Origin of the sequence: Halobacteriovorax sp. HLS, from assembly GCF_004006665.1 — a bacterium.
In the GTDB taxonomy this organism is placed as follows: Bacteria; Bdellovibrionota; Bacteriovoracia; order Bacteriovoracales; family Bacteriovoracaceae; genus Halobacteriovorax.
This window is the reverse complement of the sequence record NZ_QOCL01000003.1, coordinates 654,048-670,336: the sequence shown is the minus strand read 5'-3', so window position 1 is coordinate 670,336 and position 16,289 is coordinate 654,048. Positions and strand designations below refer to the sequence as shown.

General features: G+C 35.8%; 16 protein-coding genes. 6 read left to right on the top strand and 10 right to left on the bottom strand.

Features of this window, described 5'->3' with window-relative positions:
• Window positions 1–16: 16 nt before the first annotated feature.
• From DPQ89_RS07765 to DPQ89_RS07755, 3 genes are all read left to right on the top strand, one after another.
• Complete coding sequence (locus DPQ89_RS07765) at window positions 17–1,312, top strand: GHKL domain-containing protein (RefSeq protein ID WP_127716360.1); 1,296 nt, start codon at window positions 17–19, stop codon at window positions 1,310–1,312.
• 59 nt (window positions 1,313–1,371) lie between these two features.
• Entirely contained in the window at window positions 1,372–2,544 is a 1,173-nt protein-coding gene (locus tag DPQ89_RS07760) for a hypothetical protein (protein ID WP_127716359.1), read from the top strand.
• A gap of 89 nt (window positions 2,545–2,633) precedes the next feature.
• Entirely contained in the window at window positions 2,634–3,401 is a 768-nt protein-coding gene (locus DPQ89_RS07755; RefSeq protein WP_127716358.1) for a hypothetical protein, read from the top strand.
• A 65-nt stretch (window positions 3,402–3,466) separates the two neighbouring features.
• On the opposite strand, the gene DPQ89_RS07750 is transcribed toward DPQ89_RS07755, so the two are convergent.
• The 6 genes from DPQ89_RS07750 to lexA all read right to left on the bottom strand — a co-directional run bounded on the left by DPQ89_RS07750 (window position 3,467) and on the right by lexA (window position 9,305).
• Entirely contained in the window at window positions 3,467–3,805 is a 339-nt protein-coding gene (locus tag DPQ89_RS07750) for a hypothetical protein (RefSeq protein ID WP_127716357.1), read from the bottom strand.
• A gap of 71 nt (window positions 3,806–3,876) precedes the next feature.
• Complete coding sequence (locus DPQ89_RS07745; protein WP_127716356.1) at window positions 3,877–4,713, bottom strand: mechanosensitive ion channel family protein; 837 nt, start codon at window positions 4,711–4,713, stop codon at window positions 3,877–3,879.
• 9 nt (window positions 4,714–4,722) lie between these two features.
• Window positions 4,723–5,427 carry a DUF481 domain-containing protein gene (locus tag DPQ89_RS07740; RefSeq protein ID WP_127716355.1) on the bottom strand — a complete coding sequence of 235 codons (705 nt, stop codon included), beginning with the start codon at window positions 5,425–5,427 and terminating at the stop codon, window positions 4,723–4,725.
• A 69-nt stretch (window positions 5,428–5,496) separates the two neighbouring features.
• Complete coding sequence (locus DPQ89_RS07735; RefSeq protein ID WP_127716354.1) at window positions 5,497–7,563, bottom strand: alpha/beta fold hydrolase; 2,067 nt, start codon at window positions 7,561–7,563, stop codon at window positions 5,497–5,499.
• Window positions 7,563–8,675, bottom strand: a complete 1,113-nt coding sequence (gene dinB, locus DPQ89_RS07730; RefSeq protein WP_127716353.1) for a DNA polymerase IV — start codon at window positions 8,673–8,675, stop codon at window positions 7,563–7,565. Before dinB ends, DPQ89_RS07735 begins: the two co-directional genes overlap by 1 nt.
• A 3-nt stretch (window positions 8,676–8,678) precedes the next feature.
• Complete coding sequence (gene lexA, locus DPQ89_RS07725) at window positions 8,679–9,305, bottom strand: transcriptional repressor LexA (RefSeq protein WP_127716352.1); 627 nt, start codon at window positions 9,303–9,305, stop codon at window positions 8,679–8,681.
• A gap of 186 nt (window positions 9,306–9,491) precedes the next feature.
• On the opposite strand from lexA, the gene DPQ89_RS07720 reads away from it, so the two are divergent.
• From DPQ89_RS07720 to DPQ89_RS07710, 3 genes are all read left to right on the top strand, one after another.
• On the top strand, window positions 9,492–10,241 hold the full coding sequence (locus tag DPQ89_RS07720) for a mechanosensitive ion channel family protein (RefSeq protein ID WP_164848303.1): 750 nt from the start codon (window positions 9,492–9,494) through the stop codon (window positions 10,239–10,241).
• 120 nt (window positions 10,242–10,361) lie between these two features.
• The gene (locus DPQ89_RS07715; protein WP_127716350.1) at window positions 10,362–11,099 is read left to right on the top strand and encodes a hypothetical protein; all 738 of its coding nucleotides are present in this window, start codon (window positions 10,362–10,364) and stop codon (window positions 11,097–11,099) included.
• Window positions 11,100–11,222: 123 nt separating this feature from the next.
• A complete protein-coding gene (locus DPQ89_RS07710) occupies window positions 11,223–12,299 on the top strand; it encodes a C1 family peptidase (RefSeq protein ID WP_127716349.1) in 1,077 nt (358 codons plus the stop codon).
• Here DPQ89_RS07710 and arfB read toward each other — a convergent pair.
• From arfB to DPQ89_RS07690, 4 genes are all read right to left on the bottom strand, one after another.
• Window positions 12,296–12,691: an alternative ribosome rescue aminoacyl-tRNA hydrolase ArfB gene (gene arfB / locus DPQ89_RS07705; protein WP_127716348.1), complete on the bottom strand. Its 396-nt coding sequence runs from the start codon at window positions 12,689–12,691 to the stop codon at window positions 12,296–12,298. The two genes, DPQ89_RS07710 and arfB, sit on opposite strands and share 4 nt — an antisense overlap.
• A gap of 30 nt (window positions 12,692–12,721) precedes the next feature.
• Window positions 12,722–13,897 carry a hypothetical protein gene (locus DPQ89_RS07700; RefSeq protein ID WP_127716347.1) on the bottom strand — a complete coding sequence of 392 codons (1,176 nt, stop codon included), beginning with the start codon at window positions 13,895–13,897 and terminating at the stop codon, window positions 12,722–12,724.
• A 113-nt stretch (window positions 13,898–14,010) separates the two neighbouring features.
• Window positions 14,011–15,618, bottom strand: coding sequence for a peptide chain release factor 3 (locus DPQ89_RS07695; protein WP_127716346.1), 1,608 nt, complete (start codon window positions 15,616–15,618; stop codon window positions 14,011–14,013).
• 99 nt (window positions 15,619–15,717) lie between these two features.
• A complete protein-coding gene (locus tag DPQ89_RS07690; protein ID WP_127716345.1) occupies window positions 15,718–16,215 on the bottom strand; it encodes a hypothetical protein in 498 nt (165 codons plus the stop codon).
• Window positions 16,216–16,289: the final 74 nt, after the last annotated feature.

Below are 16,289 nucleotides of genomic sequence, written 5' to 3'. Positions count from 1 at the left end.
AGAGGCCTTTTTTTTAATGAATTACTTTAGAAGAGACTTACAAAGAACATTTAAATTAATTGATCTGTACTTAGTGCAGTCTTTCTTTGTCAGTCTTGCTCTTTGGATTGGACTTCACTATCGTGGTCTCGATCAGGGCATAGAATTCTTTTCAAGCTGTCTTCTTGCTGTTCATTACTTATTTTTCACCAATGCCGCTGGCCAACTTGAAAAAGTAGCATGGAGTTGGCATTTACCAATCCTATTTGTATTTCAAATTGCTTCCTTTATGGGACTGGCCCATAATTTAGGTCTTAACGGACCACTCTTTGTGTCAGTTATGCCTTGTGTGGCAGGAATGTATTACTTCCTTTATCAAGATGGGAGAACCCCGGAAAGAGGTGAGAGAAAGTCTTGGGCCCTGATGGCCATTGGAATGAGCCTCTTTATTATCTCTCAAACTGTTAGCAGTTCTCATTCTTTGAGCATTCAAGAAGGAATGTTCCTGGCCATATTTACAATCTGGTCATTGACCACGGTTTTCTTTGGAAATGAATTCTTTCTTACAGAGAGAAAGAATCTATTTAAAAGAATTAAGTCTGGTCATCAAGAATTTCAAGAAAGTTTTGCTAATAAGGAGAGATACTTCTTTCATGATATTATTAACCAAACTCATGGGATAAATCTCTTTCTCTCATCAAAAATCTCAGATGGAGTTGGTATTAGTGCTCTAGACACAACTCGAATTCATAGTGAAGTTAAGCTGCTACAAAGCTTGATCAAAGATCACTTTGGTTATGGTCATAAAGATCTGCAAGATAGTTATGAATATGTAAAATTTGATTTTGCAAAGATGGGTCTTTTCAATCTAGTTGAAAATTTCTTAGATGCGGATGATATTGTTTGTCACTTTGTTTTCAAAGGAGATATCGCTAGTGATATCTCATTTGAAAGTAGAAATAGAGCTCTCGTTCATTACCCAACTTTTTATCGAGTATTAAATAACCTCATAAAGAATATTTCTGAGCAAAATTCTAAACTCATTGAATTCACTTTCTCCTATGAAGAAGATGGTCTCCATGTAAATATAAAAAATAAGATACTCTCTCTAAAAGATAATCGTGATGAAGTTGAAAAAGATCTTAGTAAGATCATTTTAGAATCAAATGTTTTAGAATTTAAAGAAAGAGGCTCAGGAGTTGGGCTAGAGAGTATTTCAAGTCTTATCCAGCACATAGATGGAGAGTTCAGGTTCTCAATTGAAGGTGAGTTCTGGGTTTCTGAAATCTATTTTCCTAGACCTAATGGGGAAAGCAAATCCATTGCTATATAATCTTGTTTAAAATGGACTAAGAAGTTATCCTATTAGCAAACTAACTTGTGAGCTAATTAATGAAATGGATTTCATCTACAATTATCATACTCGTGTCTGGGCAAAGTTTTGCTAATGACCTAATCTCAAAATCTAATGCAGAAGTTCTAAATAAGAAGAGTTATCAAATTGAACTAGAGGCAGGTTCATGGGCATCTTCGTCGACGGTAGATGTAGATGGTAATGCCGTTGAGTTCTCAGATAATGAAGGTTTTTCAAAGCTAGAGGGAGACTTAAATTTTCGGTATGGTTATTCAAAAAAGCTGGAGCTTAATTTAGGAGCACTTTTTAGACAAGTTAAGTCAACGTCATTAGAAGCAAGCAAGTCAGGTGGTGAGAGTTTTAGATTGGGAGCAAAGTATCAATTCGATTCTCGCACTAGATGGAAGTATTCAGTTGACGTTGGTTACAAATCTACACTTTATACAAATACAGATTACACAACAACTTCTGAGATTCCTGATGGGGAAATGGTTCTGGGTGACTCAGGAAGTGGATATCATGCTAGAGGAACGCTTTCTTATAAGTCATTGTCTGGTAATCACATTAATGGCTCTCTTGCCTATGTTGGAATGCCGAATAATCTTAGTAGTGAGCTAGTCTACGATATAAATGGGCATTTAGTATGGGAGAGTTTTGCTCTCTATGCAGGCGTTGAGGGCGTGAACTCCATGGGGACTGATCCATATACATCTGAGCCCACAACAAAGCCTCCTCAAGGTAGAGGTGAAACAGCTTTATACAATTCAATTAATAGATCTTATATGAAACCGTATATTGGTCTGTATAAAACATTTGGTAAAACACGTTGGGGATTAAAGTATGCTCAGGTTATGAGTGGTGTTTCTACGGATCTTGGTTCGGAGATTTTAGTTAATCTTGCTTGGAATTCACGTGGCGAAACTGTAGTAGATAGAAAACTTTCTAAATTTAAAGAATATGACATTGAAGCTTCTGTTATAAAGGTTTCTCCAAGAGGGAAATTTCTAAAGATAGATAAAGGCCTATCTCAGGATGTCGAAAAAGGTCAAAGATTCGATATCTATCAGACAGATTATTTTGGCGGTAACACATTGGTGGCACAAGGATTCGTTCAGGAATTGGCCGCAGATTGGGCGATAGTTAAGTTATCAAAAAAATTCAAGAAAATTGCAATAAAGTCTGGTTTTACCGCCAGAGGGCTTGAGAAATAACGAAGGGAATTATTTTCTTTTTTGTAATTTCAGCTAGCTAGGTTAAAATATATATAGTTTAACTATATTTCTTAATAAGGACGACGCACATGATTTTTCTGAAAAAATCAGTACAATTGCTCATGCTATTTGCTCTAAGTACAAACCTGTCATGGGGTAAAGCATTTTCAAATCAGTACTCTCAATTTGAACTACCTCCTGGATGGGATTGTTACTTAGAAGGAACTGAGTGGGTATGTCAGTCTTCTAATAAAGATAGAAAACGTGAAGCGATTATCATTCTTGCTGCAAAGATTAGAGGCAATCAAGATTCTCTAGAACAATATCAGGCCTATTTAAAGAAAACTAAAACATTTACTCTACCAGGTGGAAAGACTCAGGTTTCAGAATCTGTGTACGCTAAGAAGAAAAATGTTAATAATCAACAATGGATTGAGGCCTTACATATGGCCTCAGAAGTTCCTGGATTCTATACAAGATATATGGCAACTGTTAAGGCCGACTTAGGTATTGCCGTTACTTTCTCGGTTGCTAAAGATCACTACGCATCTTATAAGCCAGTCTTTGATAAAATTATCGAGACTCTTAAAGTGTTTAGACAGAAGAAAGATTCTGGTACTTGGAAGCAAGCTTCTAAGGGTGGTTCTGCTCTAGATAATGCAAGTGCACTTATTGAGGGACCTGACTCAGACTTCGATATATCAGCGAATAAGAGACAAGGAAGAAAAGGTGCTGGTGGTGGAGCTGCTGATTATCTGATCTACATAGTCGTTGCAGGAGCTGTTGGCTTTGGATTATATAAGCTTAAGGCCGGTAAGAAAAAGAAAAAGAAAAAGAAGAAAACTAAGAAATCATAATAGTAAAAAGGCCTCTTAAGAGGCCTTTTTTTTATATTAATTTGTAAATCAATATTTAAATCTTCTTAGATAATATTAAGCTTATTTTTAAGATCTTGAATATACTCTTCTTTTTGCGCTGCTGTTTCTGTATCGACCTTCTTTAAGTCCGCTTCTCTTGAGATACTAACTTTCTTCCACTCTTTTTCTCTTTCTGTACCGAAAATTTGTGTTGGATTATGTGAAGGGCGATCAGTAGGATAGGGAGAATTATTTTCGGCAGTCTGTGCCCTTCGCTTATCTCTATTGTATTGGTTAAGTTCTGCCAACTCGCTAGACACTTGAGATAACTCACTCACAACATCTTTTTGAATAGAGCTTCCTTTGGCGACATTTTGTGATGAATTTATAGAAGGTATTTTCATAATTCAACTCATCGGTTGACGAAGTATATTTCTTGAGGAAAATACTCCGCCAGTCGTCTAAGTTGTTGATATTATAATGAAGATTTTGAGTCTGTCTTATTAATAATATGCATTTCTCTTTGAGGGAAAGGAATTGATATTCCTTTTTCATCGAAGGCCAGCTTAACCTTTTCTTGCATATCAAAGTAAACATCCCAATAATGAACTGATTTAACGTAAGGGCGAACATTAAAATTAACTGAGCTATCAGCAAGGGCCCCAACATTTACTGATAATGCTGGACTCTCTAGAACTCGCTCATCACTTTTCAGTAGAGCAATAAGAACTTCTTTGGCAAGTTTGATGTCGTCGCCATATCCAATACCAAAGACCATATCTACTCTTCTAATTGGTTCTTTAGAATAATTCACAATACTATTTGAAGACAATGGACTATTTGGAAGAATAATTGTCTTCAAGTCGGGAGTTAAAAGAACTGTGCAGAATATTTGAATTTCTTTAACTGTTCCAATATGACCTTGGGCCTCGATAACATCTCCAACTTTAAAAGGTCTAAATAGAAGGATCATCACACCACCTGCAAGATTCCCTAAGGCACCTTGTAAGCTCATACCAATGGCAAGGCCAGCAGCACCTAAGATTGCTACAAAGCTTGTTGTCTTAACTCCTACCATTTCTATGACAGAGACAAAGAGCGCCGCCTTAAGAGCTATTCTTAGAAGTGAGCCAAGAAATGATCGCAAAGAGTTATCAAGATCACTCTTAGTTAGTAGTCGATCGACAAGCTTAGCAATCATGCTAATTACTTTCAAACCAATAATCAGAACAATGATTGCCTTGAGTGCAAGGATTCCATATTCCGTAGATACTTCTTTAATTTGTTCTATAAGTTTAGTGTAGTCTTGCATTTGTAAGTCCTAGAAGTTTGCCAATAGGCCAGTTGTATATTTGTAATCTGTTTTTGAATTTCCAGTTGGTGGAGCGTTGTTGTAATTCCATTGGTAGGCAAGTTTAAGTGAAAATACCTTTGTCATACTTACAGCTAATGAAGGCTCAATATTTGCTAAGTACTTCTCGGACTCGCTAAAGTTTGGAATATATTCAATCCACAGTTTGCCACTTACAGAATCATTGAACTTCTGCTTAGTTTCTACATAAACTCGTCCTTTAAAGTCCTTAGTGTCTGCAATACTGTCATTAACATCTTCTTCGATAGAGTATCTTAGACCTAATTCAGAGAAAGTTTCGTTCTTAGTTGTTTTTAAATAAGTATACTTAACACCAAGGTCACTATTATATCTTCTAGAGAAACCAGAGAAACGATTTGATTCAACTCCTTGGCCAAGGAACCCTTCAATTGTTTCTGTCAAGGCCCTGTCAAAGCGTAATGTAAGATCCCAGTTCTCAGCGTTAGTTACAGTTTCTGACTCACTGAAAGTATAGTGACCTTTCATTCTAAATGAGTTCTTGTCTAAGATATATTTATTATCTGATTGAATATCATAGGTCTTAACGTCGGTATTTCCACCAGTTGTGAGTAATGAAACTTCATCTTCTGAAGTAAATTGTGCAAAAGAGTTCGCTGATAATAGTAATGAGACTAATAAAAATAGATTTTTCATTGGTTGATCCCTTAGTAAAGTTTTTGGGAACACTACAACGAAAATTTGAGTTTGTCTTGCTATTGAAACTTACTTTTTATAGGAAATTGTTGAACTTAGAAAAATTTTTAGAGCATTTGAGAATTGTTCAGTTCTTTGCAGATGGGTATTGTGGGAAGCATCAGTGATTGGAGTGAAAGCAAAGCCAAACTTTGTTTCTAACTCTTTGGATTGAGCGTAGTACTTATGATCATGAACTCCTGTGATAGTGAGTCGTGGCATAGATAAATTCTTCATCTTATCCCTAAAATCAGCTTGGTTCCCGACGCTGAACACATTCAAAGCATCTTGCCAGTATTTAGGGTTATGCTTGAGCTTATTCTTTAGCATTGAAATAAAATCTGGATGAGACTTTATTGTGCCAAAAATAGGATTAGAATACCAATAATCTAAGAAGTCATAGAGTTGCTCTTTGGTTTTAATATTCTTAAACATCGATTGATCACTCGCTAGGCGCTTTTTTCTCTCATCTTCGTCGACTATTCCGATACTACCGCTTTCTAAAACAAGTGAAGATAAATTAAGTCCTTTTAAAGCACAACTTAGAGCGAGCCTAGCTCCTTGAGAGTATCCTACCAGATGTATGGGTCTTTTCAGTTCACGAATAAAATTGCAAAAATTTGAGATAAAATCTTGAATATAGTCTTGATCGTCCTGCAAGTAGTCACCATGACCTGGGCAATCTAGTGCAATAAGAAAGAAATCATCTTTTAAAAATTCAAACGTCCCTAACCAATCTTCTTTTTGACCCATAAAACCATGAAGAAAAATTATCCAATCTTTTTCAGGGTCTCCAGCTGTTATAAAGGGAATACTCTTTGCTTTTTGTTTTATAAGTATGAGTGCCTGGGCCATTTTATGAAGGTTGGACTTCTTGACTTTAATTCCCTGTGTACACCTTTCTAGCTTGAAGAAGTGTCTTGGTACTTTATGAGGGTGAAGTGTCTTTTTACAAAGAGAAATAATTTCTGATTCGCTAAAGGAATCATCGTAGAATAGAACGCTTACATGTTGAAATTTTTCATCTTCAACACCTATGATATAAGCTTCTTTAACTCCATTGTTAAAAAGAGTTTCTTCTATTTCATGAGGATTTATATTTTCTCCTCCACTGATAAATACATCATCGGCCCTACCTTGAATATGATAGTTTCCATGTTCATCGATGCGTACTAGGTCTTTGGTCTGAATTTTGCCATTAGGAAAGAGTGATGAAATACATTTTCCAGAAAGTACTAGAGTCCCATTTTTAGATATTGAACAAGTTGTTTCTCTTAAAGGTTTTCCGACAGACTCAAGAACTTCTGGAGAGCTTGTTACTTCAGTTGCAAAACACATTGCACTTGTTTCAGTCATTCCATACGTACTCGATGCTAAGAAGTTATTCTTTTGAATTTCTTCTAAGATTTTCATCTTAGTTTTGGCACCACCAAGAATAAAGATAGTATCTTTAAAAAAAAACTTTTCAGTTGAATTTAATATTCGATCTAATTGTAGGGGAACCACTGATAGAAAGCTTGGTCTTCGAGAAAATTCGGCCTCTTTCATATTCGAAGCTTGGCACAGATCCAAAGATGCTTTGGCCCTAACTACTCTCATGGCTATCATAAGGCCACCAATATGATAAAGGGGCAAAGTAATTGGAAGATAATGTCCATGTTCTACATGGTAGAAATCATTAAATTGATCAGCACTTGAAAAAAGGTTTTCAAAGCTTAGAGGTATGGCAACAGGTCTAGAAGTAGAACCTGAAGTAAAAATATAACAGGCCGTATCTAATAGTGAATTCGTTGATTCAAGTGTATTATTAAAATGGTTTCCATTTTTTTCAATAGGAGTAGCACCAAGTTCTTTATTATACTTTAATAGTGAACTTTGAGGCTCTTGTGCCGAGTAGAGTATAATCTCTTTACCAATAATCCATAGTGAAAATATGTCTATAAGTGATTGTAAGTCATTTGTAACTTGTATCGAAACTAACTTACTCCTATTAGAAATTGTATGGGCATTTTCTAGGCACAATTTGTAGAAATCTCGATAGGAGAGTTTTTCTTTTTCTATAAATAGGTGATCGCTATCAAGTAAATCTTTTATCATTATATTAGTTTTAGCTGCATATCATGTTGTGGGACAATATTATCAAGTCTTAAGCCTACACCAAGTAACCTGACCGGTCTATTGCCTCTTTGATATGCAATTTTTGTGAGCTCTTCAAGGTGCACTGAGAATTCTGTTCCCATCTCATGATGATTCCAGATATCCTCATAGAACTCTATCTCTCTTTTCTTTTCAACTGTAACAGTTTGAAAATCGTGAAATTTCATTTTAATAAATGCTTTGCAGATACGTTTGTCATTTCCATACTTTTGTTGATAGCGAGCAAGTCTCGTTATAAGTTCGGTAGAAATTCGTGGGATTTGATCAATACATGTCTGTATTTCCAAAAGGTCGCTGGAGAAAGTATGTTCAACAGATATTGATTTCCTATCGTGATCAATATTAACTGGTCTTTCATCAATGCCACGGCTTTTTTGGTACAAAGATCTTCCAAGTTTCCCAAAACACATCTCTAGCTTCTCGAAGCTCCATTGTCTCGCGTCTGCACATGTATGTATTCCATGATCGTAGAGCTTTTGAGCACTTACTTTTCCAATCCCAGGAATTTTCTTAACATCTAGTTGAAGAACAAATTGTTCTACTTCATTAGGAGTGACAACAAATTGTCCATTTGGCTTTTTCCAATCACTGGCAACTTTAGCGATAAATTTATTTGGAGCAATTCCGGCTGAAGCTGTAAGTTGTGTTCTTTGAAAAATCTTTTCTCGAATTTCTTTGGCGATTAAAGTGGCGCTGCCATAGCACTTCTTGCAGTCCGTTACATCAAGATAGGCTTCGTCTAAGCTAAGAGGCTCAATCAGCTCAGTATATTCTCTAAAAATATTTTGAACTATCTCAGATGCTTCTTTATATTTCTTCATGTTGGGATGGATAATAGTAAGATCAGGACATAGTTTGATTGCAAGAGCTGCTGGCATTGCTGAACGAACACCGAACTTACGGGCAAGGTAGTTACTTGTGCAAAGAACACTGCGCTCACCAGGCTTTCCACCCACAGCAATAGGCTTGTTTTTAAGCTGAGGGTTATCTCTCATCTCTACAGCAGCATAGAAACAATCCATATCTATGTGAATTATTTTTCTACTGCTCATTTGTTACTCGTAAGATCTCATTAGGCCAACAAGTACGCCTGCTATTGAAAACTGCGAAAGACGTGGGTCTACTACAATTGGAGACATGCTACTGTTAGCAGGGATGAGTTCAATTTTTCCATCTCTTGGTTGGTAGCGTTTTACTGTTGCCTCTCCGTCAACAAGGGCGATAATTGTTTGACCTCTATTGGCCGTAGTTTGATGCTTGCAGATGATGATATCTCTTTCAAAAATCCCATCTTCAATCATCGAGTCACCTTTAACATTTAAAGCGTAGAATTTATGATTTCCATGAATCATATGACTCGGCACTTGGATAGTATTGTCTGGGTTCTCAATGGCCTCAATAGGAATTCCTGCCGCCACATCACCAAGAAGAGGAATTTCAATACCTGCTTCAGTCTGTAGGGCCTTTTCATTTTCATCTACAGGCTTTAAACCTCGTCTAGCATTCCAGTCATTTTCGATATGACCACTATCTTTCAAATATTTTAAATATCTTTGAACAGATCCATAGGACTTCAGTTGAAAGGCCTCTTTGATTTCTTTTTGGGTAGGAGCGACTTCATGCTCTTTCCAGTAATTAGTGATAAAATCTAGTACTTCTTTTTGTTTCTTAGTTATTCCCATATATCTATATTAGCGTAAGTTTTGCGTAAGTCAACAATAGCGGAAAATGTTTTCTCTTTTTAATTATTCTATAGTGTTAGAGAATGGATCATGGACTTAAGAAACTTACTTTTTGACGATTTAACATTAAATAAACTCACTTTGAGCATCTTTTTTATAGTTTGCATTTTTGTTTTGCGAGCAGTTTTGTCGTCAATTCTAAATAACTCTAAAAGTATGAGTGTAGATAGAAAGCGTAAGTATTTCGTTAATGTAAACTCAGCAACAACTTTTCTGATTGTCTTTACGGCCTTATTCATTTGGAATGAAGAAATTCGTTCCTTGGCATTTTCTTTGGCAGCAATTCTTGTTGCGATTGTCCTTGCTTGTAAGGAGCTTATCTTAAACTTTATGGGTGGGATCTTTAAACTTACTCAGAATTCTTTTCATGTTGGAGATCGAATTGAGGTGGCCGGAATAAGAGGGGATGTCATCGATAGGACTTTATTTTCTACAACTTTATTAGAAGTAGGTCCTGGAATGGAAACACATCAATTGACTGGTAGGTCTGTTATTGTTCCAAATAGTATCTTTCTTACTAATACACTAATTAATGAGTCTTATTCCAAAAACTATGTTCTTCACACGTTTAAAATTCCTTTGCAGATGAAAGCTGATTGGGCCAGAAGTGAAAAGAAATTATTAGAGCTTTGTGAGATACACTGTAGTGACTATTTCGAACAAGCTCAAGAGCACTTCAATGCACTTCATAGGAGATCTCATCTTGAATTGCCTATTTTGAAGCCAAGAGTTCACATCAATATTATAACTCCAAAGAGGATTGATCTCATTGTAAGAATTACAGCTCCTGCAGCTATGAAGGGAAGAGTTGAGCAAAGAATTCTCAAAGACTTTCTTACATCTGACGCCTATATAACACAAATTTCAAATGGTTAAATGATTAGTTATTAGCCATTCTAATACAATCTATTAGGTGTAAGTATTTTTTAAGTTGACTTTGTTAGACAGCCTTTGTATCTATCACCTATAAAAATTACCTAACTTTATGGAGCGGTTATGAAAAATTTACTATTAGTATCTTTGTTCACTTTTATTACTCTTTCAGTTCAAGGAGCAACAAGAGAGCTTTCTTTCTCTCAAACTGTTCTTGAAAATGTTGACGATTCAAAAAGTTATGATGAAGACTATTTCACAATTTCGAAAATTACAGTAACTGAAATTGAAATCAATGATGAACTTGTTTGGGCCCCACAATACTTAGGTTTTGATAAAAACCTTGGAGAAGTGATTATGGTTGTAGATAAGCTCATTGCTCTTGGTAAGAAGATTTGGACAATTGTTGAGGCCGGAAAGCCAGTAGTAAATGTAAATATGGGAGCACCAATCAGTGTCCTTCCAAAAACTGAAGACGGTGATGCTGTTGCTTTCTACGATATGGACTCTTGGAATATGCCAATGGCAAAGACTTATAAAGTTGAGTATAAGAATGGTTTTGGAATGAATGTTATTTCCTTTGATTACACTGTTAATTTTCAATACGGTGGAAAGTACAATGATAAAGGTGCTTACATCACTGGTCTAAATGTTCAAGCTAGCAATACTTCTGTAAGCTGGGGATTTAACTTTGATGCTAAGTCTCAATTAATGTCCATTGTAAACCATGGAACTAAAGATAGCCCAGTGGCCGGTGCAATGGTTAGAATTGAATATACTGCTAAGAGTGTGTTGAGACAGATTTCAACTTCTGAGTCATTTCATGTAAATGGTCTCGGAAGAATTCAAGCAATGCAATAAGATATTGTTTCTATAGTAAGGCCACTGATAGTGGCCTTTTTTTTTGTATAAAATCACAACTTTTTCCTTGTATATCGCTTCTTCTATCGAGACAATGACGCCAATTTTTATTCAAGGACCATCATGAAATATATATTTATTTTCTTACTTTGTTTTAATATTTATTCAATGGGTGAGGGATTCGAATCTCCTTATATAGAATCTAAACCAGCAATAAATGATCTTCTTGAAAAGACGGATCTACCAAAGCAATCAGATGTGCTGAGTGTAATAGACTTGCAGACATCAGTGAAGTCTCAGAAATCTCGTGGAACATGTACAATGTTTACGACTATTGGTTTATTAGAACACTACTTAGTTAAATATAGAGGCCTTTCAAAAGAAATTGATCTATCAGAGGAGTGGATGGAGTATGTCATAATGACTAAGAAAACTTCTGAAGGATCTTCTACGTCAAAAAACTTCAAGGCCTTAATAGAGAATGCTTATGTTAGCGAAGCCGAGTGGCCATATCTTGGTAAAAAATGGACTTCTATAGAAGAGTCTCCTTTAGCAGCATCTAGGTGTTCTCATCTAAGGGGGAATCAATTACAAAGCTGTTTTTTAGGGCATAGAGATCCTCGTTTATTAACTGCTAGTGAAGAGCTTGTTAATGATGTAGACCCAGAGTTTCTACCTATCTTGAAAGCTGCGAAGGATAATCGTCCTCAAATTAGAGATCTTCTTGTTAAGAAGAGCTCTTATCGCCTAAAAACACTTTCAAAGGTAAAGGAGCTTCTTGTTAAGGGCTCTCCAGTCATTATGGGAGCAAAGCTCTATTACGGATCGTGGAATCATAGTAAAACTGATAAGCTTGATATTCAACCTAGAGATAAGTCTAAATGGTATGAAGGTATCGTGACTTATCCTGAGCGAGGATCAAGAGATAGAAGAATATCTTCTGAGCTTGGTGGAGGACATTCTCTTATTATCGTTGGTTATGATGACGAAAAAGAAGTGACAAGTAGAATGTTGATGGAAGATGGTACTTGGAAAGACTTTACTTATAAAGGCGTCTATTACTTTAAAAACTCATGGGGTGTTAGAGGTTCTGGTAAGAGATTTGAATTAGATGGTGTTAGTTATCCTGGATATGGAATGATTACGCAGAAGTATGCTCATGATTTTGGGACGTTCTTTCATATTCCAGTGAAGCTTTAGAACTTCTCTCGCCGAAGCTTCTTAGTCAGTCCCTTCATCTTCTTTGTTTTTATGCGACGATTTACAGAATTCTTTGTAGGTTTTGTTGCACGTCTTTGCTTAGGTGCAAATCTTGTACTCTCAAGCATTTGTTTTAGCTTCTTAATACAATCTTCTCGATTTAGTGTTTGAGTTCGAAACTCTTGAGAGAAAATTTGAAATTCTCCATTAGCATTTATGAAGTTTGAATACTTTTCGATAAATCTCTTCTTATGATTTGGATAGATACATTGCGTATTAGTAATATCCCAAGAAAGGTAGGCCTTCGTATTTGTCTTGTTCACATTTTGACCACCTTTTCCAGATGATCTTGCGTAATTAAAATTTAATTCTGATAAGTCTAATGTGCTCATAAATATCCTATAGAGACATTTTATCACATCTTAGTTATCGAGGGATAATTTTAAATTATTTCTAAAGCTTCTAAGCACTTCTTTGTGATAAGTAACTTCTCCGTGACCACTGTCGCTTAGCCCTTTTATGAGTTCATTAGAATCGGCCCCATGTATTGGACTTCCATAGATTCCGAATTTAAGAGCGTCGCCTCCAATTTTCAAACCTAAGTTATCACTTTGTTGATAGAAGTTTATTAATTTTAATACATTTGAAGATTTATATAACTTAGTTGGATACGACCTAGACCAAACTCTTGAATAGGGATAATTTGGATTCTTTCCTAAAAGTCTATCAAGTTTGTATTGCGCCCATCTTGCAGGTTCTCCTAGCTTTTGAGGGAGAACTTCCTTAAGTGTTTCATGGGCCTCAATAACGGGGTCAATCGTAAAGGCCAGCTCTACTTTGAAATTGAGCTGCTTCATCTTCTGCGAAAATTTAACAAGGGATCTCGCCCCTGAGCTATGAGATGTCAGAATTATTTTAGGAGTTATGTTTAACTGTTTGGCCTTGTGAAAATAATTTATTAAACAGATCGTAGCATTACTAATTCCCTTAGGATTTCCATTTACTGAGTTTTGCACATCTTCAATGAGCTGTTCTAAATTGTAATTCTTTAATAACTTAATATCTGCTAAGGCCTCTGACTCTTCTGAAGGAAAACTATACCAGTCTACATCTTTAAAACTTTCATGTTTAAAAAGCTCTAATTGTACTCCTGTATTAAGACCTGACCAAAGTAGGTCTTCTTTAGATTCATTCTTTGCAACAACTTCTTTGGTTATATTATAAATTGAATTAATGAGAGAAGGGTGAACTTTTGAGGCCAAGCACTTTATAGCTATGGCCTGTGTCGTCGCGACTTTTGGTTCAAATGCTCCAGTTCCTTCAAATGCAATCATGAGTGCCTTTGAGTTCTTGTTTGGGGTGCAAGAATTGAGTGATCTGCTCAAAGAGTGACGATCATTACTTTGATACTTTGAAAGCTCGAGTGAAATTTGGTCTAATAGATCGTAAAGCCTTTCTTTAGTTTTAACTTCTGTAATCGAGTCACACTTAAGTCGCTCTATAATCTCATTTGTTGAGACTTTTACTTCATCTGCATGAGCAAATGAATAAAGGCCGCTAAGCAGTATAGATATGGTCAATAGATACTTTACTTTCATAGAGTAAAGTATAGTTTTTAACTGTAAACTAAACAGAAAAAGTGTAATATTTTCTCATGGTGTTTCGAACCTATACAGAGACAAATCCGTATAAATTCAGATGATTATGAGTATTAGTGACCTTTTTTATAATCAGATGTACTGAAGAATTCAACGTCTTCATTCTTTTCCATGACTAGCTTTAAGTCCCACTCAGATCTAACTGCAAAGCAAGTTCTATCTTTATTATCATAGACAATATTATTACCATTCTTTTGTATAAAGAGCTCTCTTTGATGATCATTTTTAAACTTAAGCCATCTTACTCCAACAAAACCATAGCCTTCATATTCCCCTCGAACGCCGTATTCCGTCTCAAGTCTGTGCTTAACAACTTCAAATTGAAGAACTCCAACAGCTCCAAGAATTTTCTCAGGAGTAGTGTGACGCTTAAATAATTGAACTGTTCCTTCTTCAGATAATTGCTGAAGTCCCTTATCAAGCTGCTTTGCCTTCATAGGATCTTTTAGAATCACTTTTCTAAAGATTTCTGGCGCAAAGTTAGGAATACCTGTGAATTCGATTTTCTCTCCATCTGAGAATGTATCTCCAATTTGAAACTTACCTGTGTCGTGAAGACCGATAATATCTCCAGCATAGGCAGTTTCAGTTATCTCTCTATCTTGAGCTTGGAAAATAAGTGGAGAAGGTATTTTAATATCTTTTCCAGTTCTAACATGATGTATCTTTGTATTTCTTGTAAAGACTCCTGAACAAACTCTCATGAAAGCAACTCTATCTCTGTGCTTCTTGTCCATATTTGCTTGAATTTTAAAAATAAAACCTGAGAACGTTTTCTCTTTTGGATCAAGAGTTCTTACTTTTGCATTTTCATCAAAAGGAGAAAGTTTAACTTCTCTTGGCCCTGGTCCAGGTGATTTCGTTGAGATCATATCTAATGTTTCTTTTACACCAAAGTTATGAAGGGCAGTACCAAAGAAAACTGGAGTCATGATTCCTGCAAGAAACTCTTCTTCATCAAATGTTGGCATCATGGCCGCAATCATCTCTAGGTCTTCTTCAAGTTGATCGATGAGAGCATTTCCTACATAGTCGACAACTTCGGCTGATCTTAGATCACTTGCATCGATAACCCTTGCCTTGTCTGGATCATTTCCTTCTGAGAAACTTCTAATGGTCTTAGATTTAATATCGTAAACACCCTTGAAGTCCACACCACTTCCAACTGGCCATGTCATTGGCACGCATTGAATAGAACAAATTTCTTCAACATTATCGATCAATTCAAATGGGTTAATAGCATCACGGTCGAACTTATTCATAAACGTCACAATAGGGGTATCACGTAGGCGACAAACTTCCATAAGCTTCTTAGTTTGCTCTTCCACACCCTTTGCAGAATCGATCATCATAAGAACGGACTCTACTGCAGTTAAAGTCCTGTAGGTATCTTCAGAGAAGTCTTTATGTCCTGGCGTATCTAGTAAGTGCATGGCACGATCATTATAAGGAAAAGACATAACGGAAGAAGTAATTGAAATCCCTCTTTCTTTTTCCATTTCCATCCAATCTGACTTTGCGTAGTTTCCATGCTTTGATTTAACCATACCTGCATCTCTAACAACGCGTCCGAACCACAGAAGTTTCTCCGTCATTGTTGTTTTACCTGCATCGGGGTGAGAAATGATGGCGAAGGTACATCGTGGCTGTATTTGATTCATCTATATATCCAGTATAATTGTTTTATTTTAAGTATTTATAACTTAAAACTCATTGAGCGTAAATGAAGGATTTATACTAATTCAATAATTTATGTCGTGTTATTCCTTAGAGCAGTACGAGAAATCAATATCTTTTAATTGAATATAGGCATTTGGGTTAAAAAAGCTATCCCACATCTCAAAACCAATCATTCTATTAATTGCACTCTCAACGAGATCAAGATTTCTATGGTAAGTAGGGCTATTGGCTATTGCTCCAAAGAGACTCGCTGTATTTCCCTTCGCTTTATAGCAATCCATCTCATCTTTCATATAATCATAGAGTTTACCAATTTTTTCAGCACCCATTGATTCTTTAGAGTAGTAAACTAATCTTCCATTTTGAATCTCAGAAAACATAGAGAGGTAATTATCTATTGTTTCTTGAGAAAGATGATCACACATTCGTTTTTTTTCACTTTTTATGTCACTTTTTTGGATCTCTTGAATGATTTCATTAGACGCTTTGACAAAACATTCAACGAACTCTTTTGAATTTACTGACGCATTTGAAGAGAATGTTAGTAACATAAATAGTATTGAAATAGTGGATTTCATAATTTACTCCTAAATTTAATAATACGAAGATAGTAATTGTATTTGAGGATTAACGAGTGTCAGCTGAATATTCT